We start from the raw sequence: 20585 nt of genomic DNA, 5'->3' as shown, positions 1-20585 counted from the left end.
CGACTCCGCAAAAAAAGAAATCAAAATCACAGCCGAAAAAGCGCGGTCATAAACCGAAAGCGGAACGGAAAACGTTCTAATCAGAAAAATAAGACCGAGAAAGTCAAAAAACATCTATGAAAAGACAATAGAAGATCAACTAGATATTAGTCTTGAAACTGTATAAGAAGATATGTAAGAGTAATTTTCAAACAAATCAAGCAACACAATATACAGAAAAAATTGACTTATTTGAAAATAAAGAATGGGTTAGAGATAAGTAGTTGAAAAGTAAATAACCCTCTTAGCTTTTAAAAGGTGAAGAAAAATACTAAATGAATTGTTAACAAATGAGCTTCGTCTATTATTTAGATTGCAAGACATTGAGAATGATTGGGGGTATCTGGCATATGTCGAAGGAAAAGAATCCATTATGTTCGATGGAGGAACTTCAAATTAAGTTGAAAGAAAGAATGCTTCCAATGGCAGAATACTTAGAGATTGATTCATTTTTATTAAAGAACAATATTCATCAGGAACCTATTCAAGAATTTCAAGAGAAATTTCAGCTTCATCCGAAAAGTGTCTTTTTAAATTTTGTTCGTCAATATGACTTGAATCAGTGGGAGTTCTTTAATATTTGGTTTGGACGCGGAAATTATTTGGAGGAATTGATTGAAATTAATACAGGATGGGATTGTTGGTGGGGAGAAGGGGAGAGACCAAGTGAATGGTTAATGATTGCTCAAACGGATCCTTATACATTTTTGCTTCACCGACAGACGGACAAAATTTACGCCATTACAAGCGATGATAAAGATACGGAGTGGCAGGCAATTGCCCCAAATTTTGAACAGTGGATTCGAGGAATCGGAACATACTATATAGAGAAGCGTGATATTGAAGAAATTATCTGCCTTGTACAAGCTGAAAACAAAAAATATTGGAGAGAATTGAATACTTGAATATTAAGCAATTCCTGTTGGGACAGGGTGGAAAATAGAAGAACATCATTGTCAAAGAACGTACAGAGAAGCGAGTGGATTTGAAAAGCTCCTTAAGCCATTTGAGTGCCTAGAGGAGCTTTTTTATACGGTAGGAATTTATTTTAATCAATCTTTTTCAAAATGTATTCTTTTAAATCTTTTTGAGATAACTATTCTCTTAATATATGACTATTTTTTTAGTATCTTTTTAAGCTCCATCAAATTTGAAATCTCATAAGTAGGTTTTAATTCTGATGTATTTACAATTTGATTAGGATTAAACCAACATGTATCTATGCCAAAATTGTTTCCGCCTTGTATATCAGAAGTTAAGCTATCTCCTACCATTAATACTTTGTTTTTGTCAGTATGCTTTAAATTGTTTAAGGCGTGCTCAAATATTTTAGAATCTGGCTTCGATACATTAACATCCTCAGAGACTACTATATCTTCAAAATATTTTGCTATAGTAGATTTCCGTATTCGATTATCTTGAACATCTTTGAGACCATTGGTTATTATCGAAAGTCTATATTCTTGATGTAGACTTTCGACAAGGGTTATACTCTCATCATATAAAAAAGAAGCATTAGATAAATGTTTCATATATAATTGTGCGAGTTCAACTTCATCAAATTTAGCATTTAATTTATTTGATAACCGTTTAAATCGTTCAACATTTAAGTTTTTCTGAGTAATAAGTCCATCCTCTAGCTCTTTCCATATAGCTGTATTGATAGCCTTATATATTTTTAAATGATAACTTTCATCATATTTTATATTACATGCCAGCATCGTATTTTTAAGAGCGTGTTTTTCAGATTTTTTAAAATCAAATAAAGTCTCATCTGCATCAAATATTATAACTTCGTACTTCATATTAATCCTCCAGATATATATAAATACAAATTAAAAAACCGGCATAAAAACCTCTTTCTTTTAGATGGTCGAGAGCATCTGGTCATGCATAGAAGCGGTCAGGGCCTTTTCCTGCCACATGCAAGGTTTAAAACAAAATGACAAAGCAAGTAGCAGTCATGTTTCGTTCTGCATAACAGCGACTTATATGACGGAAAATTAAAATGGATATATATAGTTAATTTTTGTAGTGGTCACATACAAACTGTCTTATAAAAATGTCTTATCAACGTACTCATATGAGGTCCTGTCATACGTTAAAGCGCTAGGTTATAAATAAAATATCTTCTATGTTTTACGACACTTAATAAATTACAATATTTATTAAGTATTGTATATGACATATGTCATACTAAGCAGGGATTATGAGAAAATCTGAGCACGGGAAAATTATTTGTATGTAGTCTTCTTTATATTTTGTGTAATTTTGCATAGTCTAAAAAAACTGTTAATTCTGCTACTAGTAGTGTATTCGCGGCTTTTTCTAAGTGCCCATGAAAATCTCTGTAATATCTTGTTTTGGACTAGTGCTTCCATGATTTTTGATGTAAACTGATTCATAGGAAGGCTCTTTTCTATGAATTTTTGCGGTAACCCAATTCTATTAAGAAAAGGTCTTTTTTTTTGTTTTTATTTACACAAAATAGTGCATACTCTCTAAGTATTTGAATAAGACAACAATAAATCAATTAAACTTACAATTTAAATTTAATAGGAGATAAGATTATGAGTGAAAATAATAAGTTAAAGGTACGTAGTAAATCAGTTGCGGTGATAGGAGTAACTGGCGTATGTTTATTGTTAGCAGAACCAACGTTTATAAAAGCTGATAACTTACAGGGTGAAGATATTAAATCAAATAATTTACAAGATCAATCACAAGATAATAGTTTTAAAATAGATAATTCACAAAACTTACAAGGCAGTAATATAAAATCAGATACCCAGAAAGATAATGATAGTAAGTTAGAAAATGTACAAGATAGAGATGTACATTCAAATAATCAACAAGATAGCAGTGCCAAATCGTATAACATAGAAAGTAATGAGGTTAAATCATCTAATCCACAAGAGAATGTTAGTCAACCATCTACCTCACAATCTAGTGCAACAACAGTACAAGAGACTCAATTTATTAAGTTTTCACAAGGTAATGGCATTTGGTCTGTACCATATGGATTACAAGGTGCAAACTATGTTGATTCCACAAATAAGTATGTAGGAAAAGAAGTTCAGCTGATTCAAAAAATGACAGTAAACAATATAGTATGGTATCAATTTAGTGTAGACGGACAAACAATCGGTTGGCTTGATAGTAGAGTGTTAACTGATTTGACAAACGTACAAGAAATAGATGAAAACGCCGTAATGGGTGCAACATCAAATAATGGTATATGGTCTGTACCTTATGGTATTAGCGGTGCAAACTACATAGACTTATCAGATAAATACGCTTACCAAAACATTAAATTAATAAAAAAAGTAACTTTTGGAAATGCGACATGGTATAAATTTAGTTTAAATGGTCAAGTTATCGGATGGATTGATGATAAAGCATTAGATAAAGGACAATCGACTTCTGTTAATTTCAATGTAATGATTGGAAATACAAATGGTAATGGGATATGGTCAACGCCGTACGGTATCATTGGTGCTAGATATTTAGGTTCTACAAATGATTATACATATCAAACTGTACAAGTAATAAGAACTGTAAAAATAGGAAACACAAATTGGTATCACATAAGTAAAGACGGTAAGTTAATTGGTTGGATAGATGGTGATAGAGTTGTAACGGATTTAGAAAACGTACAAATTGAAAATAGTACCTTAACAATAAGCGGTTCTATAAAACCTTCTGACGGTATTTGGAGTGTACCATATGGAGAATACGGTGCAAATTGGATTGCGCCTGTTAGTGATTATAGTTATAAACAAGTTCAAATTATACAGAGTGTAAAAAAATGGGGTGTAACTTGGGATAAAATCAAGTTAGGTGATAGAGTGTTAGGGTGGGTTGATGCAAAAACATTAGCAAATCTTACAATACAGAATGAAGATAGAACTGCAATGATTGGAGACACTAATGGTCATATTGTATGGACTTTACCTTATGGTGAAAGTAGTGCTAAATATGTTAACCCTGCTGTAAAGTACATAAATCAACCAATTCAAATCATTCGTAGTACGGAAAAAGATGGAGTACTTTGGTATAACTTTAAAATTGGTAACAATGAAGAGGGTTGGGTTGACTCCAGAGCAATTTCTAGTGCATCTAATATAATAGAAATGAATGAAACGTATCATGTATCAAATCCTGAGGGTCATACTGTATGGTCAAGACCTTATGGTATGCAAAACGCATCTTATATTGGCTTTGCTTCTAATTTTGCTAATAAGAACTTAAATGTAAAATTATCTGTAAATTACAACGGTGTAACATGGTATGCTTTTAGAGACAATAAGGGTGGTTTAAATTGGATAGATAGTAGAGCTGTTGTTCAAGGTTCTACTTATCCACATATGGATGTGCCGATTATTAGCCAACGTGATCCTTATATGCCATCAAGAAATTTAGTATCTGGTTGTGAGATAACTTCTGTAACTATGATGTTACAATATGCAGGTGCGAACGTAGATAAAGTTCAACTTGCATACGAAATGCCGTATTCTAGTTTTGATCCAAATCTAGGTTTTGTAGGAAACCCTTTTGGTAGAGGTTGGACTATATATCCACCTGCTCTAATGGATTTAGTACGTAAATACGCAGGTAGTTCAATAAATTTAACTGGGCAAGATATAAAAAGACAATTAGATGCTGGGAAACCTGTTGTAGCTTGGATGACTATGCATGGTTTTACAGTTCACGCTATTACGCTTGTAGGGTATGATGAAAACAATTTTTATTATAACGATCCTTGGACTGGTGAGAAAAATGCTTCTATGTATTGGTCTGACTTTTATAACAATTGGTCTACTCAAAATAGACGAGCAATTTCATATTAAAGTATTGGGTAGAGTTTAAAAATAACTCTACCTTTTTATATGGATGTATGGAAACAAGAAAATATGAGTTAAAAAACCAACATAAAACCCCTTTCTTTTTATGGGAGGACGAGAGCATCTGGCCGTGCATAGGAGCGGTCAGGGCCTTTTCCTGCCACGTGCAATGGTTTAAAACAAAGGGAGCAAGCAAGTGCAGGTCATAATGTATTCTGCATAGCAGCGACTTATATGTCGAAATATTAAAACAGGTTTATATAAATTTGGACACATATTATCTTTAATCTCAGATTGTTTCTTGAGGTATCTAGTGTTTACATTCTATAGAATGCGTTCTTCTTTGCATAATAAATGCCCCCTTGTTTGGTGATATTAAGAATAAAACGATTCTTAATAAGTGTCCAAATTCATTAGGAGGCTAATGGGAAAGTACAAATATCATATAATTAATGATTAAAAAATCCTAAAGCATATTTTACCCCTTCATGGATATCGGTTGTTTCATACCCTGCTAATTCTTCATAGGTAATTTGCATTTTGACATTTTCTAATTCGTAACCGCTGTCTAAATCAATATTCAACAGAACCTCATACCCATCAGTAGTAACGTTTGTTTCTATAATGTTAAAGGTTTGAATCGCTGTACCTGTTTCATACTCGATTGGCTCTAAAAGATCTGACATAAAAAACACCACTTTTCCTAATAATAAACATGTTTAGCTCTTTCAGTAGTTTAACCATGCGGCATGCTGTTATGCATGTCACATTCCAATAAGTGTAGAATTTAAATAAATATAATTTAAAAAACATTCTAAAATGATTGACAATTGATAGTGCATTGGAATAAAATAACTGTTAACAAAAGTATACAAATCTGATGACGAGAACAAGTAAAATATATCACTGTTCCCCAGAGAGCCGGTGCTGTGCTGAAAGCCGGTGTTCGGTATATGTTTGAAAATCATCTCCGAGGAGTCGAGCTGAACATAGTAAGTTCGAACGGTTGTCTACCGTTACAAGGAACGCGTATGATTGTACGTTGCTGAGTGCTATTGATGAGCCATTGATCAATAGAAGTAGGGTGGTAGCGCGGGTAAACCCGTCCCTAATGATAGGGACGGGTTTTTTGTGTACTTTTAATTATTTCTTAAGGAGTGATTGTAGATGAAGAAGGTAGATGTGAAAGAATTAGCTGTAAGGAGAGAAGCACGAATTCGTAAGCAATGGAATGAACAGGATACCTTTATGCAATCGATTCGAAATCGTGAAGGTGCACAATCTTTCGTATTTTATGAAGGACCGCCAACTGCGAATGGGCTTCCGCATGTCGGTCATGCCTTAGGGCGAACCATTAAAGATTTGGTTGCAAGATATAAAACGATGACAGGATATAAAGTGCTGCGTAAGGCTGGATGGGATACACATGGATTACCAGTGGAATTAGGTGTTGAAAAGCAGCTTGGCATTTCTGGGAAACATGATATTGAAAAGTACGGTGTAGAAGCCTTTCTAGCCAAATGTAAAGAGAGTGTATTTACGTATGAAAAGCAGTGGCGTGAGTTTACAGAGAGTATTGGTTACTGGGTTGACATGAATACGCCGTATATCACGTTAGATAATTCCTATATTGAAAGTGTTTGGCATGTTCTTGGAACGATTCATGAAAAAGGATTGTTATATAAAGGTCACCGCGTTTCTCCTTATTGCCCAAGCTGTCAAACGTCGTTAAGCTCACATGAGGTGGCGCAAGGATATAAAACAGTGAAGGATTTAAGTGCAACAGTTAAATTTCAGCTTGCAGATCAGGAAAACGAGTATATTCTCGGTTGGACAACGACGCCGTGGACGCTTCCCGCTAATGTAGCGTTAGCAGTTCATCCTGAGATGGAATACGTGAGGGCGCAGCAAGGGGATGATGTTTATATTGTTGCGAAAGAGTTAGTGGAAGATGTACTGCAGCAAGAGTATAAAGTGTTATCTGTTCACAGGGGAAGCGAGTTAATAGGTCTTTCTTATGTACCACCATTTCAATTTGCAGAAGTTACAAATGGTCATTGTGTAGTAAATGCTGATTTTGTCACAGCCAATAGCGGTACAGGAATTGTTCATATCGCACCTGCTTACGGAGAAGATGATTATAAAGTGGTTCAAGAACACGGTCTATCATTTGTGAATGTTGTAAACGAGAAGGGAGAATACACATCTGATGTTCCTTTTTTACAAGGGAAATTTGTAAAAGAGTGTGATGTTGATATTGTTCGCTATTTAGCTGAGCATGGTCTTCTTTATCATAAGGAGAAGTATGAGCATAGTTATCCGCATTGTTGGCGCTGTGATTCACCGTTACTTTATTACGCAAATGAAAGTTGGTTCATTCGAACAACTGCTTTAAAAGAGCAATTTTTACAAAATAATAATGAAGTAACATGGCATCCAGAGCATATTCAACATGGCCGGTTCGGTAATTTTTTAGAAAATATGGTTGATTGGAACATTAGCCGAAAACGATATTGGGGTACGCCGCTTAACGTATGGGAGTGCGATGGATGTCATCATCAATTTGCACCGAAAAGTATTGAAGAACTTAGAAATTTTGCGATTAGCGCTGTAGATGAAAATATTGAGTTGCATAAGCCATATATGGATGAAGTGAAGGTAAAGTGTTCAAAATGTGGTGAGACGATGAATCGTACGCCAGAAGTAATTGACGTTTGGTTTGATAGCGGTTCGATGCCATTTGCTCAGTATCATTATCCATTTGAAAATAAAGAGTTATTTGAAGAACAGTTTCCAGCGGATGTTATTGCTGAAGGAATTGATCAGACGCGCGGATGGTTTTATAGTCTACTTGCAGTATCTACTCTGTACACTGGAAGAGCACCGTATAAGCGTGTATTATCACTTGGGCATGTGTTAGATGAAAATGGGCAAAAAATGTCTAAAAGTAAAGGGAATGCGTTAGATCCAGTAGATTTAGTAGAGAAATTTGGAGCGGATGCCCTGCGGTGGGCACTTCTTGTAGATAGTGCGCCGTGGAATCCAAAGCGATTTTCAGAACGAACTGTACAAGAAGCAAAGTCGAAACTCGTTGATACGTTGTTAAATGTATACAGTTTTTATGTATTGTACGCGAATTTAGATGGATACAATCCAAAACAGGAATATAGTACAAAGAAAACAAAATTGGATGAATGGGTATTATCAAGATTGCATAGTACGATTCAAAAAGTAAGCATTGCTTTAGAGGATTATCAATTTACAACAGCTGCGCGTGAAATAGCCGTATTAGTTGAAGAGGTAAGTAATTGGTATGTAAGACGTTCCCGTAGTCGTTTTTGGGCATCTGGTATGAATGCTGAAAAAGCAGCAGCATACGATACACTTCACGAAGTACTTGTTACGCTTAGTAAGCTACTTGCGCCGTTCACACCATTTTTAGCAGAAGATATTCATTTTAATTTAGAAGGCAGTAGTGTTCATTTAGCAGATTATCCAGTATGTGAAGAAGCGCTAATTGAGAAACAGCTTGAAAGAGAGATGGCAGCTGTTTTGCAAGTAGTTGAGCTTGGACGTAGCATTCGTAATCAACATACACTAAAAGTAAAACAACCATTAGCAAAACTTGTTGTATTTGAGAATGCGAAGCAAGAAATGGAGTGGGATTCTTATAAAGAGATTATAATGGATGAGCTTAACGTGAAAGAAGTTACGATCGAACATAGCGAAGCGGAGTATATGTCATATCAGTTAAAACTAAATTTTAAACAAGCAGGACCGAAATTTGGAAAACAAATCAATACGGTAAATCATTGGCTGCAAAATTTATCTAGTGAAGAAGTAAAAGTGTTTATAGAGGATCAAAAGGGAGCATGTCAAATGTCGTCTGGAGAAGCTGTAACAGTAACATTAGACGATGTGTTTGTTGAAAAAGTGCCGAAAACAGGATTTGCTGATGCTACGAATGGATTATATACCGTTATGATGGATACGAATGTAACGGATGAATTGCTGCAGGAGGGAACGGCGCGAGAATTTATTCGCGCTGTACAGGAATATCGAAAACAATTGAATTTACCAGTAAATTTGCGAGTAGACATTGAAGTTGAATGTGACGAGGAATTACAGAATGTAATTATGAAGTATAAAGAATTACTACAAGAAAACTTACTTATGAAACAATTATTCATCAAGGAATCGATGCAACAAGCAAAGCAAATCCAAGTAGGGAATAAGCATATGTTGATTCATCTTAGAGCGAACGAGATATAAGATAAGAAAAACAGAGTATACGCTCTGTTTTTTTCTTTTGAAGAAACTGTGAAAAAGCATTGTAAGTTCTATAACTAGTATATAAAATTATGAAAAAAGAATGGAGTGAAAAGATGCGAGACTTTGAGAAATTAAGGGTATACGTAAAAAGGAAAGAATTTTCAAATGGTTTATCGGAAATTCAAAAGGAAATTGAGGAAATAAGAGCAAGAAAATCCCTTTCATATATGAAAAAATGGCTCGGTCAAATTTCTTCAGAAGAAGATTTTTATACACTTATTCAATTGTTGGATGAAGGGTTAATGCCATCTTATAGTAGATTTATGGTACGGTATGCGCATCGTCGTTTTAACAGTTTTCGTACTCTTACTTGGTTTTGTGATGATTTAATTGATGAACGAAAATCATTAGATGCAGAAGATTTGTTAAAAGAGGCATTGCGAAAAAAAGGGAATTCTGTTAAAAAAGAGCACCTTGCAAAGACATATTTCGTATTGGCACGCTGCATACTGGAAATGCGTCGTTATGAGGAAGCTTATACATATATGAAGAAAGCAGAAGAGTTAAGTGAAATTCCGATTTTTGATAAATGGGGTTACTTCTATTTATTTAAAGGCGATTGGCTAAAGGCAGAAGAAGTACTTCGAAAAGGAATGAATTATGAAGAATGCGCAGATACGTCAACATATTTATTGGCTGAGCTACATTCTATGAAAGGGGAACATGAAGAATCATTACAAATCATTACGGAAGCGATGAAGAAATTTCCACAAGTTCCGTTCTTTTATTTAGAAAAGATTAAAAGATTATATGATCAAAAAGCATATGATGAGCTGAGCCAAGTTTTACATGAAGTTCAAAAGTTGTTGCCATTTCATAGTTATCAATCGTTTTTCTTACAAATTTGGGCGGAAATCTATTATACGAAAGGTGATTGGGCTACTCTGCAAACATTGTTAGAAAATGAGAATAGTTTAAAAGATTCCCCTTATCACAACGCACTGCGTTTTGCTGAGCAAAAAGAAGTGATGTTACCAATTATACCTGTCGTGCAGAAAGATAACTACTGTGTACCTGCAAGTATCGAAATGATGCTGAAGCTTTTTGGAAAGCATGAAAATCAAGATGAAATTGCTAAGCATATTTTTGATGGAATCGGATCGAAGTTGTCAAAAACAGTTGAATACGTAGAAGGGATTGGTTATAAAAGTCGCTTTTTTGTAGGTGCAGTAGACATGTATAAAAGATTTATCGATGCGGGTATTCCGGTTATGCTTAGTGTCGATATAGATCATGTTTCGCATGTGCAATTGGTAGTTGGTTATAATGATCAGCTGCAAGTTTTATATATTCAAGATCCAAATTTTGCAGAGCGCATACTTGTCACATATGAAGAATTTGCAAAGCAGTATGTAAATACAAACTATTTATCTATCGCAATTGTTCCAAAAGAGAAAAGTGAGCTGCTTTCTTCTTTATGTGAAGAAGATGATTTGTATTTCCGTCGCATCTTTTCGTTAACAGATCACATGGAATTTGCTGAACACGACGATGTGGAAAATTTATTAAGGCTTTTACATGAGCATAACGAAAATCCGTATACATGGCTATATGCGATTAAGCATTTAGATTTACAAGATGGAAAGGAGTTTATATTTAGCTGTGCGAAGCGTGCTTTACATGCCTATCCGGAATCCGATTATGTAAACCTTCATGCAGCGCAATGTTTTGTGCGTATTGAAGAACTGGAACAAGCAAATAAAGTATTAGAACAAGTGAAGCATAAAACTTCTAATTCATTCTATCATTTTATTGAAGGACGCATTGCGTTAGATGAATCTCGTTATCATGATATGATCGCCAGTTTTCGCGCGTCGCTCCAGCTAGATCCTGACCAGCCAGTAGCTTGGAGTTATATGGCAATTGGATATATGTATTTAGGTGATTTAGAACAGGCTCTAAAGTATTCGTCTATTGCAACGGGGCGTTACGAAGATCGTTTTGTTTTTGTTAATCATGCTCTTATTTTAATGGATGCAGATCGAGATGAAGAAGCATATGAAGTGTTTACTATATTGTTAAAACAATATAAACGAGACGGATATGTCTGGTGTGAGCGTGCGAAGTGTGCTCATAAATTAGGAAAGGTACGATCGGCAATTCGCGGACTGCGAATCGGCAAGGAATTAGATCGTCAACTGCCGCTTCCGTATATCATGTTAGCTGATATTTATGAAGCAGAATTAGATGATGAAAGAAAAGCAGAAGAGATTTTACTAGAAGGAGTGCAAAATGATGTCCAATCAGCTGCACTATATGCGAATTTAGGAGACTTTTATTTAGAACGAGAGCAATATGAAAAAGCACTGAACATGTATGAAGTAGGACTTCAACATGACGAGGAAGATGTATCCTGTCATATAGGGATAGGTGAAGTCTACATGAAACAAAGAAGCTATGAAACAGGAAAACAATATATTTTTAGACTGAAAAAACAGTTTACTGAAGATAGTGACTTCCTTATTAATGCTGGGAAAGTATTATGGAATGCTGCTATGGATCAAAGCATAGAGCAAAAAGAAGTGGAATCGGCTTTAACAATCATGGAAGAAGGAATCGTTTGTATACAAAATAATTTCCGGGATGCACTAGATATATATGTGACGCAGCTAGAAGATACACCATTTTTACAAAGAGGGATTTCATTTTTAAGTACTTTAGTTGAAGAAGATAATCATAATATAGATTATTTATGTTATTTAGGAATATTACAGGAGTCGGCTGGAAATTATATGAAAGCTATTTGGCTATATGAGCAAGCGGCGCGGATCACTGAAGATACATTCCCGCATTTTAGACTCGGAGAAGCGTATAAAACATTGGAAGAATGGGAACAAGCAAAAACAGCTTATTTACAATGCGTGAAACGAGATTCTACTTTTGCAATGGCGCATTTAAAACTGGCTGAAATTTACTATGTTGAAGAAGATTTAGAGAACGAACAGCATCATATGTTTGAAGGTTGTAAAAATGCCCCCCTTTTAGTAAATATGGAGCATTTAGCGAATATATCAGTAAAAGCCGGGCGTCATAAGGAACTGATTTCGGCTTTAAACAAAAAGAAAGGGATTGTTCCTGAGTCATGGCGTTTAAATAGTCTTGCATATGTATACGGGGCATCTGGTAATGGCCAGAAAGAACGTGTTTATGTAGAACAGGCGCTGGCAAAGGAAAATAATCATGAAGAGATATTACATCATTATGCGAAAATATTACTTGCCTCGCATGAAAAAGAAGGTTTACCTGTTATTGAAAAGCTTATTATGCAAAATGTTCACAATGAAGAAGTGTATGTAACGTATATAGACGAATTGCAAAAGCGAAGAAAAAGTATAAGTGATAGTTTAGGAGATTTAGACATATCAAAAGAAGAAAAGAGTTATGCGTTTATGTATGCAGCTTCCGCACTTGAACAAAAATGTATGGAACAGATGGAGCAAGAAGAACAAACAGGAGCATTTTTTATAAAAATGTATCGCCGCATTCGAAAGCGTGCGCAAGATGTACTTTCTATTACATCTATTATTGATTTGTATGAAACGGCAATCCACCTAAATCAAGAAAACGGCGGGGCGGTACAGCGATTTGTACACTTTTATGTAAATGGCAATCTCATTGATGATGCAATAGAAACATTACGTAAATCGCTCGAAAACCATTGGAATTATGAAATTGCACATCAGTTTATTATGCTGCTTTTAGAACATGTAGATGACAATGGGGAAAGGCTGCAAGAGGCATTGCGTGAAACGGAGCACATTTTGCAAGAAAGGCCGACGGACGCATCGATTCGAATGTTGCAGGGCACGATATTACTAGATTTACAAAGGGAAGAAGAAGGAGAATATATTCTCCATGCTTTAACAGAAGATGTTCCAATGATGAGTGGTAGTTTTATACATTTAGGTGCTCTTTACAGTAATCAAGAGCGTTACCAAGAAGCGATTGCTATATTGGAAAAAGGATTAGAGCATCATCCAGAAGAGGATGAACTATATATCGGTCTTGGTGTTTCCTATCATTTAAACGGTGATACAGAAAGAGCGTTGCAGCTTATGGATGAGGTATTATTGATGGATGAATCACATTTAAATGCCAGGTATAATAAAGCATGCTATTTATCTGTATTGAATCGAAAGGAAGAAGCGACCACTGAATTAGAGCGCGTACTGCAAGAAGATGAAAGCGGCTATTTTGCAGAATTAATGGAAGAGGACCCAGATTTAATACGTATTAAAAAATATGTAAAGCAATATATTTGATGAATTTTGGGAAAGTTTATAACAAGATAATAACGGATGTATAGAAGAAGTAAGAGAAATAATCTTTCGAATTATTTGAAAAAATAAAGAAAAATAACTTGCATTTCATTGTTTGAAAGGATAGAATATTCCGTAAATATAAAAAGCGATGAGCAGGAAAAGTACATCGTGAACTGATCTACAGAGAGCAATCGGTAGCTGAGAAGATTGCGGTGCAGCGTGATGGAAAGACACCTGTGAGTGTTATTTTGAACGTGAACAACTAGTAAAAGTAAACGGAACCTACCGTTATCAGGCAAAAAGTGGTCAATATGACAATTTGGGTGGTACCGCGGTGAAATCCGTCCCTTATATAGGGGCGGATTTTTGTATTCTTTGAAAGGGGTGAGCGGCCGTGGATGATGATGACAACGATAATAATAAATTTATAATCATACAATTAATTGTAGGAGGCGGAATGTATGCGTCAACAAACGAAGCGGTCGCTTATTAGCGAATGTACACCGCATGAAACAGTTGTGTTACAAGGATGGGTAAAGAAAATTCGTCATCTAGGGAATATTAGCTTTTTATTACTTCGTGATCGAACAGGAGTCATACAATGTGTACTTGAAAAAGAATGGGCTGGATATAAAGTAGAAGTAGAAAGTGTTGTGCAAGTTACAGGAAAAGTAATTGGGACAGAGAAAACGAGACTTGGAGTAGAGTTATTAGTTGAAGATGTAAAGCTCATAAATGGTGCGGAGCCAATTCCATTTGAAGTGAATAAAAAGAAGCTGCAGGTCGGTTTAGATCAAATGTTACATTCGCGAACGTTATCACTTCGACATGAACAAGTGCAAGCGATTTTTACAATTAAATCAATGTTTGCACATGCCTTTAGTGAATATTTACTACAACATGATTTTACAAGAATTTTCACACCGAAAATTGTTTCACAAGGAGCGGAAGGCGGAGCAAACGTATTTCAGTTTCAATATTTTGAAAAAGAAGCATATTTAGCACAATCACCGCAGTTTTATAAGCAAATGATGGTTGCGGGCGGATTAGAACGTGTTTTTGAAGTGGCACCAGTGTACCGCGCTGAACATCACAATTCATCTCGTCATTTAAACGAATACATTTCCTTAGACGTCGAATTTGCATTTATTGAAGACTTTTATGAAGTAATGAAGCTTGAAACAGATGTACTTCGGCATATGTTTGAAAAAGTACAGCAATACTGTACAAGGGAGTTACAGTTGCTGCAAATTGAAATTCCGGTCATTACAGACATTCCAAAATTAACGGTGACAGAAGCGCAAACCATTTTACAAAAAGAGTATCGAAAAGAATCTCCGATAGGCGATTTAGATTCAGAAGGAGAAAAATTGCTTGGGAAGTATGTAAAAGAAACATACAATAGCGATTTTGTCTTTATCACTCATTATCCGAAAGAAACACGTCCGATGTATACAATGCCAAGTCAAGAGAATCCTTCTGTCACAGACTCTTTTGATTTATTGTATAAGGGATTAGAAATTACATCAGGTGCGCAGCGTATTCATAACTACGATATGTTAGTTCGTTCTTTTGAAGAAAAGGGATTAAATGTAGAGAACTTTCAATCGTATATCGATACATTCCGATATGGATGTCCGCCGCACGGTGGGTTTGCGATTGGATTAGAACGGCTTGTATATAAATTTTTAAACTTATCGAACGTTCGTGAAGCAAGTGCATTTCCGAGAGACTGTACAAGGTTAGTACCGTAATATAAAGAGAAATAATCCCCGGTACACTAACCGGGGATTTGTTGTGAGTATCTTTTTTCAATTCGTAATCGAAATAATCCACAATATCCAATGAGCTCCTGGTACAAAAAGAAGCTGAGCTAGTAATGTTCCTAAAAATCTAGAAATCATTAACCATCCATACATTTTTCCCATTGTTTCTGTACCGTTTTCTTTTTGAAGGGCTCGTTCGGTTAGTAAGGCAATTTGCGGGTCTAGCAATACTGTAAGTAGAATGGTAGCAAATCCATTAATAAGACCAGATGCAGTCGTTGCAGTCGTAGCATAAGTTGGGTTTAATACAGAAGCATACAAGGCAGAAAGTACGCCAGCGGTATAAATTGCTGTTACAACCATATTAATGAGCATAATCCGTTTTGGAATACCACCAACGCGCAAACGGTGAATCATTTCTAACTTTGGGAATCGAATATATTTTTTTGTATAGCGCAGTTTTTGCACATTAATTGTTTTCATCATCCGGATGAATGATCCTTCTATTTCAAATTGCTGAATGACATATCCAAATAACTTTGTAAGCGTTGGATACAAAAAGAGTGCAAGTAATGTTCCTGTGGAAGCTGCTAACAATATAAGGCGTATTGTAGTTTCCATATCGATATCACCATGTGCTCGAGCTCTATCTGCAATATTTCCAAGCATAACCGCTTGGAAAAGGTTCGATGTTCTGGAAACGAGTAATACAATTCCTATAATCGCTAGTGCTACCGCAAGCTTTTTTAATCGAACTCCAGCTAAGCGAATGCTATAGGAACTTGTTTCCACAGCATGGATAATCATTGTAAAAACCATAATAAAAATTAATTTTGTCGTCATATGTATTCACCATCTATTAAAAATTGGAAAATAAATCTAATCATACATGATGAGAAGGGTTTTGTACATCTTGAATTTTGTTTTGATGGTGACTTATAGCATCTTATTGACTGAATGTTTACATTTGAATGATTCTTTTGTAAAATAGTGAAGGTTGTGGCTAGAATGGTAAGGGGGATAAGAATGAAAGCATATTACAGTAACCGAGCAAAAAGTTATGAAGAAGTATATTTTCGAGAAGACCCTATTAGGCAAGCAGAACTGATACAAATAAAAGATGTTTTGAAAGAAAAGTTTATAGGAAGGGATGTACTTGAGGTTGCTTGTGGCACAGGATACTGGACGCAATATGTTGCTGAAACGGCTAAGTACATTACTGCAATTGATTATTCGGAAGAAGTACTTGCGATAGCGAAAGAAAAGCAGCTTTTGCCATCTAAAGTTTCTTTTGTACAAGGAAATGCATATAAACTAAATCAATTAGCAAAAACATTTAATGGAGCATACGCAAATTTTTGGTTTTCTCATATTCCGAAAGAAAATATTTTTTCCTTTTTAGAACAGTTTCATGAGGTTTTAGAATCAGGTTCGATTGTATGCATGGTAGATAATATGTATAACGAAGGAATGGGTGGAACACTTATTTCTAAGCCGAATGATGAAAATACATATAAAATCCGTTCATTAGCTAGTGGGCAGCAATATGAAATTATAAAAAATTATTACTCGAAAGAAGAACTTACAACTATTTTTGAACCATTTGCAGTAGATTTAGAGATTCATATGAATACATGTTTTTGGATCGTAACATATAAAGTAAAGTGAGTGGAGGAGAATATATGTATACAACTTTTTTATTCGATTTAGATGGCACATTGACAGACCCAAAAGAAGGTATTGTAAATTCGGTCATATATGCGCTGCAAAAAATGGGAATAGATGAGCAGGATAATTACAAATTACTTTCTTTTATCGGTCCGCCGATTCAACATTCATTTGCAAATATATATGGAATGAATGAAAAACAAGTAACAGATGCAGTCACGTATTACCGTGAATATTTTAAAACGAAGGGAATGTTTGAGAATCATGTATATGAGCATATTCCTAGTGTTTTACAAGATTTAAAGGATGCAGGAAAGCGGTTATTTGTGGCAACGTCTAAGCCAACTGTATTTGCGAAACAAATTTTGGAACACTTTCAGATGGCACATTATTTTGAAGAGATTGTCGGCAGTAATTTAGATGGAACACGCATTGCAAAAACAGATATTATTCAGCATATTTTACATACATATCACGATTTAGAAAAAGAGCATGTAGTTATGGTGGGCGATCGAGAGCACGATATAATTGGAGCACGGCAAGTTGGTATCGATTCTATCGGAGTCATGTATGGATACGGTAGTAAAGAAGAATTAGCGGTGGCGGGAGCTACTCATATGATTAAAGATGTAGAAAATATAAAGAAGTTTTATTATGTGGTAGAACAGTAATTGACTGAAAAGATAAGGTTGTCACCTTGTCTTTTTTTGTATAGAGACGTTGTAAAAAATGACTAGATTTAGAGTTTGAAAGAGGGATTTTCGTTATAAAGTGGAATTGTAGTAAATAAACTGAAAATTCTATAAATATTTCCTTGGAAATTAAAAAGGAGGAACTCATGGAATTAGTCATTATTTTACTGGCACTTAGCATGTTAATGTTTGTAGCGTATCGCGGATTTTCTGTTATTTTGTTTGCGCCTATTTGTGCTCTGTTTGCTGTTTTGTTTACAGAGCCGACTTATGTATTACCTTTTTTCTCAAATATTTTTATGGAGAAAATGGTTGGCTTTATTAAATTATATTTCCCTGTATTTTTACTAGGAGCGATTTTTGGAAAAGTAGTTGAGATGTCAGGAATCGCAGAATCTATCGCAAAAACGATTATCCAAATTGTTGGTGCAAAACGAACGATACTGGCGATTGTATTAATGGGAGCTATTTTAACATATAGTGGTGTCAGTGTATTTGTTGTGGCATTTGCTATCTTTCCATTTGCAGCTAATTTGTTTCGTGAGGCAAATATACCGAAACGTCTCATTCCTGGTACAATTGCACTTGGAGTGCTTACTTTTACAATGGATGCACTTCCAGGAACACCGCAAATTCAAAATGTTATTCCGACAACATTTTTCAAGACAGATATTTATGCTGGCCCATTACTAGGAGTTACCGGAGCTATTTTTATTTTCATAATCGGTATGGTGTATTTAGAAAGTCGACGCCGCAGGGCAGAAGCGCAAGGCGAAGGGTATTATGGATTTGACGATGGACATGTAGAAATGGCGGCATCTGTCGAAGTAGAACAAGGTGTAAAACAGTCACTCCCAACGACTGAAATTACACCACTTCGTCAAGTACTTGCCTTCGTACCGCTTATTTTAGTTGGTGTCATGAACAAAGTTTTTACAATTACTATTCCAAAATGGTATCCAAATGGTTTTGATTTTGCAGCTATTGGTTTAAAGAGTTTTGGGAAAGTAGAATTGTCTGGAGTACTTGGAGTATGGTCAGTAGAATTAGCACTTATCATGGGGATTATTGCAACACTCCTTTTAAATTGGAAGCGTGTATTTGTAGACTTTCAAACAGGGTTAAATGTAAGTATTGGCGGAGCATTGTTAGCAGCAATGAATACCGGTGCAGAATATGGATTTGGTGGTGTAATCGCATCTCTTCCAGGATTCGGCGTAATCCGTGACGGTATTTCAACTACTTTTACAAATCCGCTTATTAACGGAGCAGTTACAACAAATGTGCTTGCGGGTATAACAGGATCGGCTTCTGGGGGGATGGGAATTGCATTAAGTGCGATGGCAGATAAATATATTGCAGCCGCAGAGCAGTTCCATATTCCATTAGAAGTGATGCATCGTATTATTGCAATGGCATCAGGCGGGATGGATACATTGCCGCATAACGGAGCGGTTATTACATTACTTGCAGTAACCGGGTTAACTCATAAACAATCGTATCGGGATATTTTTGCAATTACAATTATTAAAACGACAGCTGTGTTTGTTGTAATTGGTATGTATAGCTTAACAGGTCTTGTATAATTTTCAGAAAGAAGAGAGCACTACGTACTCTCTTCTGTTTAACTTATAATATTATTATGTAAACTAAAATATTATTCATGGAAAATATTCAGAAAATATATTATAATGTAAGTGGTTACAAAAAGGGGGCATACGATGTTCTCGTTACAACCAATCGCTTTTGTACATAATAAAGTGAAACTTCCGTCAGTGGGGGTTTTCTTCATCCCCCACTGACGGTTAGCCCGCCCAATCGGGCTTTTACGGGCAGTTATCCCCCACCTATCTTCTTTGCTTCTCTCTGAATCTTGAGGTGGGGGTCTTACTGCCCACAAATAGCGGGATAATTGAATCAATGTAGAAGATGATTTGTGGGGAGAAATTGAATCTGTTATTGAGTTGACAGATTTGTATACGAGAGTTTGCAAGGGGTTGAACAATTTTTACATATTGAAGTGATTTTTTATTTTAATAGAATGAGAGAAGAGAACATTCAGTACACAGCAAGACATCCCCAAAATAATGAAGAGTACCCGAAAGTGGGTATTTTTGCACAGCGCGGGAAAAATCGTCCGAATCGATTAGGTGCTACGGTTGTAAAAGTAGTATGAAGAGAAGGAAAGCGCTTAGTTGTGCAAGGGTTAGATGCGATTGATGGTCCCCCTATTTTAGATATGAAACCAGTTATGAAAGAGTTTTTGTCAAAAGAAGAAATTAAGCAGCCTGACTGGGCAACGGATTTAATGAAGAACTATTGGAAAGGAAGCGAAGAGAAGTGAAAATATATCAAGCAACTATGGAAGACTTACAAGGAGTAGCATCATTATTTAATGAGTACCGTATGTTTTATAGACAAAATTCTAATATGGAAGAAGCAGAACAATTTTTGCGTGAACGTATAGATCGAAAAGAATCCATTATTTTTGTGGCAGTAGATGATGAAAAATATGTTGGATTTACGCAGCTATATCCTTCTTTTTCTTCTGTTTCGATGAAAGAGTTGTGGATTTTAAATGATTTATTTGTGCGGAAGGAAGCAAGAGGAACTGGAGTAGGGAAAGAATTGTTAGCAAGGGCGAAGCAATTTGCAGTAGAGACAGGGGCAAAAGGGTTAAAGCTCCAAACGGAAGTAGATAATGCAACAGCGCAGCGTTTATATGTAGGGAACGGTTATATAAGAGATGATCGCTGTTTCTATTACGAATTAAATTTATAAAAATTCATATATAAATACAAGTTGAAGGGCCTAAAAAGCCCTTTTTTTTAGGAGAGCGAGAACATCTGGTTATGCATAGAAGCGGTTAGGGCCTTTTCCTGCCACATGCAAGGATTAAAGTAAAGGGAGAAAGCAAGTGCGAGACTGCTGAAAAAGCACCTGCTTTGAGTAAGTAACAGAATTTTTATCAATATACAGAAA

The 20585-nt window shown here is 35.5% G+C and carries 12 protein-coding genes, 1 pseudogene and 2 other annotated features; of the genes and pseudogenes, 10 read left to right on the top strand and 3 right to left on the bottom strand.

The genetic code is table 11. The annotated features are described in order from the left end of the window. The first annotated feature begins 389 nt into the window (after nucleotides 1–389). Nucleotides 390–944, top strand: coding sequence for an SMI1/KNR4 family protein (locus WAZ07_RS12485; RefSeq protein ID WP_336472713.1), 555 nt, complete (start codon nucleotides 390–392; stop codon nucleotides 942–944). Between the two features lie 210 nt (nucleotides 945–1154). On the opposite strand, the gene WAZ07_RS12480 is transcribed toward WAZ07_RS12485, so the two are convergent. Further along, entirely contained in the window at nucleotides 1155–1844 is a 690-nt protein-coding gene (locus tag WAZ07_RS12480; protein ID WP_336472712.1) for a YjjG family noncanonical pyrimidine nucleotidase, read from the bottom strand. Between the two features lie 810 nt (nucleotides 1845–2654). Between WAZ07_RS12480 and WAZ07_RS12470 the strand changes: the two genes are divergently transcribed. Next, nucleotides 2655–4889, top strand: a complete 2235-nt coding sequence (locus tag WAZ07_RS12470; protein ID WP_396548187.1) for a GW domain-containing glycosaminoglycan-binding protein — start codon at nucleotides 2655–2657, stop codon at nucleotides 4887–4889. 443 nt (nucleotides 4890–5332) lie between these two features. On the opposite strand, the gene WAZ07_RS12460 is transcribed toward WAZ07_RS12470, so the two are convergent. Continuing rightward, complete coding sequence (locus WAZ07_RS12460) at nucleotides 5333–5569, bottom strand: hypothetical protein (RefSeq protein WP_336472711.1); 237 nt, start codon at nucleotides 5567–5569, stop codon at nucleotides 5333–5335. A 185-nt stretch (nucleotides 5570–5754) separates the two neighbouring features. Next, nucleotides 5755–5996: a binding site (T-box leader), on the top strand. A 54-nt stretch (nucleotides 5997–6050) separates the two neighbouring features. On the opposite strand from WAZ07_RS12460, the gene ileS reads away from it, so the two are divergent. The 3 genes from ileS to aspS all read left to right on the top strand — a co-directional run bounded on the left by ileS (nucleotide 6051) and on the right by aspS (nucleotide 15231). Further along, complete coding sequence (gene ileS / locus WAZ07_RS12455) at nucleotides 6051–9155, top strand: isoleucine--tRNA ligase (protein WP_336472710.1); 3105 nt, start codon at nucleotides 6051–6053, stop codon at nucleotides 9153–9155. A gap of 113 nt (nucleotides 9156–9268) precedes the next feature. Then, nucleotides 9269–13477, top strand: coding sequence for a tetratricopeptide repeat protein (locus WAZ07_RS12450; protein WP_336472709.1), 4209 nt, complete (start codon nucleotides 9269–9271; stop codon nucleotides 13475–13477). Between the two features lie 139 nt (nucleotides 13478–13616). Then, nucleotides 13617–13829: a binding site (T-box leader), on the top strand. A gap of 109 nt (nucleotides 13830–13938) precedes the next feature. Then, nucleotides 13939–15231 (top strand): aspartate--tRNA(Asn) ligase, encoded by a 1293-nt coding sequence (aspS, locus tag WAZ07_RS12445; RefSeq protein WP_336472708.1) that lies wholly within the window; start codon nucleotides 13939–13941, stop codon nucleotides 15229–15231. A gap of 57 nt (nucleotides 15232–15288) precedes the next feature. On the opposite strand, the gene WAZ07_RS12440 is transcribed toward aspS, so the two are convergent. Beyond that, a complete protein-coding gene (locus WAZ07_RS12440) occupies nucleotides 15289–16086 on the bottom strand; it encodes a lipid II flippase family protein (RefSeq protein WP_336472707.1) in 798 nt (265 codons plus the stop codon). Nucleotides 16087–16269: 183 nt separating this feature from the next. Here WAZ07_RS12440 and WAZ07_RS12435 point away from each other — a divergent pair, with 183 nt between their 5' ends. The 5 genes and pseudogenes from WAZ07_RS12435 (at nucleotide 16270) to WAZ07_RS12415 (ending at nucleotide 20384) form a co-directional block, all read left to right on the top strand. Next, nucleotides 16270–16911, top strand: a complete 642-nt coding sequence (locus WAZ07_RS12435) for a class I SAM-dependent methyltransferase (protein WP_336472706.1) — start codon at nucleotides 16270–16272, stop codon at nucleotides 16909–16911. A gap of 14 nt (nucleotides 16912–16925) precedes the next feature. After that, a complete protein-coding gene (locus WAZ07_RS12430; RefSeq protein WP_336472705.1) occupies nucleotides 16926–17582 on the top strand; it encodes an HAD family hydrolase in 657 nt (218 codons plus the stop codon). 167 nt (nucleotides 17583–17749) lie between these two features. Beyond that, nucleotides 17750–19189, top strand: coding sequence for a GntP family permease (locus tag WAZ07_RS12425; RefSeq protein ID WP_336472704.1), 1440 nt, complete (start codon nucleotides 17750–17752; stop codon nucleotides 19187–19189). Between the two features lie 330 nt (nucleotides 19190–19519). Beyond that, a pseudogene (locus WAZ07_RS12420) lies at nucleotides 19520–19947 on the top strand (TrmO family methyltransferase domain-containing protein). After that, nucleotides 19944–20384, top strand: coding sequence for a GNAT family N-acetyltransferase (locus WAZ07_RS12415; RefSeq protein ID WP_336472703.1), 441 nt, complete (start codon nucleotides 19944–19946; stop codon nucleotides 20382–20384). The pseudogene WAZ07_RS12420 and the gene WAZ07_RS12415 overlap by 4 nt, the downstream one beginning before the upstream one ends. Nucleotides 20385–20585 lie beyond the last annotated feature (201 nt).

The organism is Bacillus bruguierae (assembly GCF_037104725.1).
GTDB lineage: Bacteria > Bacillota > Bacilli > Bacillales > Bacillaceae_G > Bacillus_A > Bacillus_A bruguierae.
Note: the sequence above shows the minus strand (reverse complement) of the source record. Positions and strands in the feature narration are given on the sequence as shown.

Excerpts from the sequence above, each read along its gene's own strand:
- WAZ07_RS12425 (WP_336472704.1), top strand. The coding sequence starts at position 17,750 with ATGGAATTAGTCATTATTTTACTGGCACTTAGCATGTTAATGTTTGTA.
- aspS (WP_336472708.1), top strand. The coding sequence starts at position 13,939 with ATGCGTCAACAAACGAAGCGGTCGCTTATTAGCGAATGTACACCGCAT.
- WAZ07_RS12480 (WP_336472712.1), bottom strand. The coding sequence starts at position 1,844 with ATGAAGTACGAAGTTATAATATTTGATGCAGATGAGACTTTATTTGAT.
- WAZ07_RS12435 (WP_336472706.1), top strand. The coding sequence starts at position 16,270 with ATGAAAGCATATTACAGTAACCGAGCAAAAAGTTATGAAGAAGTATAT.
- WAZ07_RS12450 (WP_336472709.1), top strand. The coding sequence starts at position 9,269 with ATGCGAGACTTTGAGAAATTAAGGGTATACGTAAAAAGGAAAGAATTT.
- WAZ07_RS12485 (WP_336472713.1), top strand. The coding sequence starts at position 390 with ATGTCGAAGGAAAAGAATCCATTATGTTCGATGGAGGAACTTCAAATT.
- WAZ07_RS12440 (WP_336472707.1), bottom strand. The coding sequence starts at position 16,086 with ATGACGACAAAATTAATTTTTATTATGGTTTTTACAATGATTATCCAT.
- WAZ07_RS12430 (WP_336472705.1), top strand. The coding sequence starts at position 16,926 with ATGTATACAACTTTTTTATTCGATTTAGATGGCACATTGACAGACCCA.
- ileS (WP_336472710.1), top strand. The coding sequence starts at position 6,051 with ATGAAGAAGGTAGATGTGAAAGAATTAGCTGTAAGGAGAGAAGCACGA.
- WAZ07_RS12460 (WP_336472711.1), bottom strand. The coding sequence starts at position 5,569 with ATGTCAGATCTTTTAGAGCCAATCGAGTATGAAACAGGTACAGCGATT.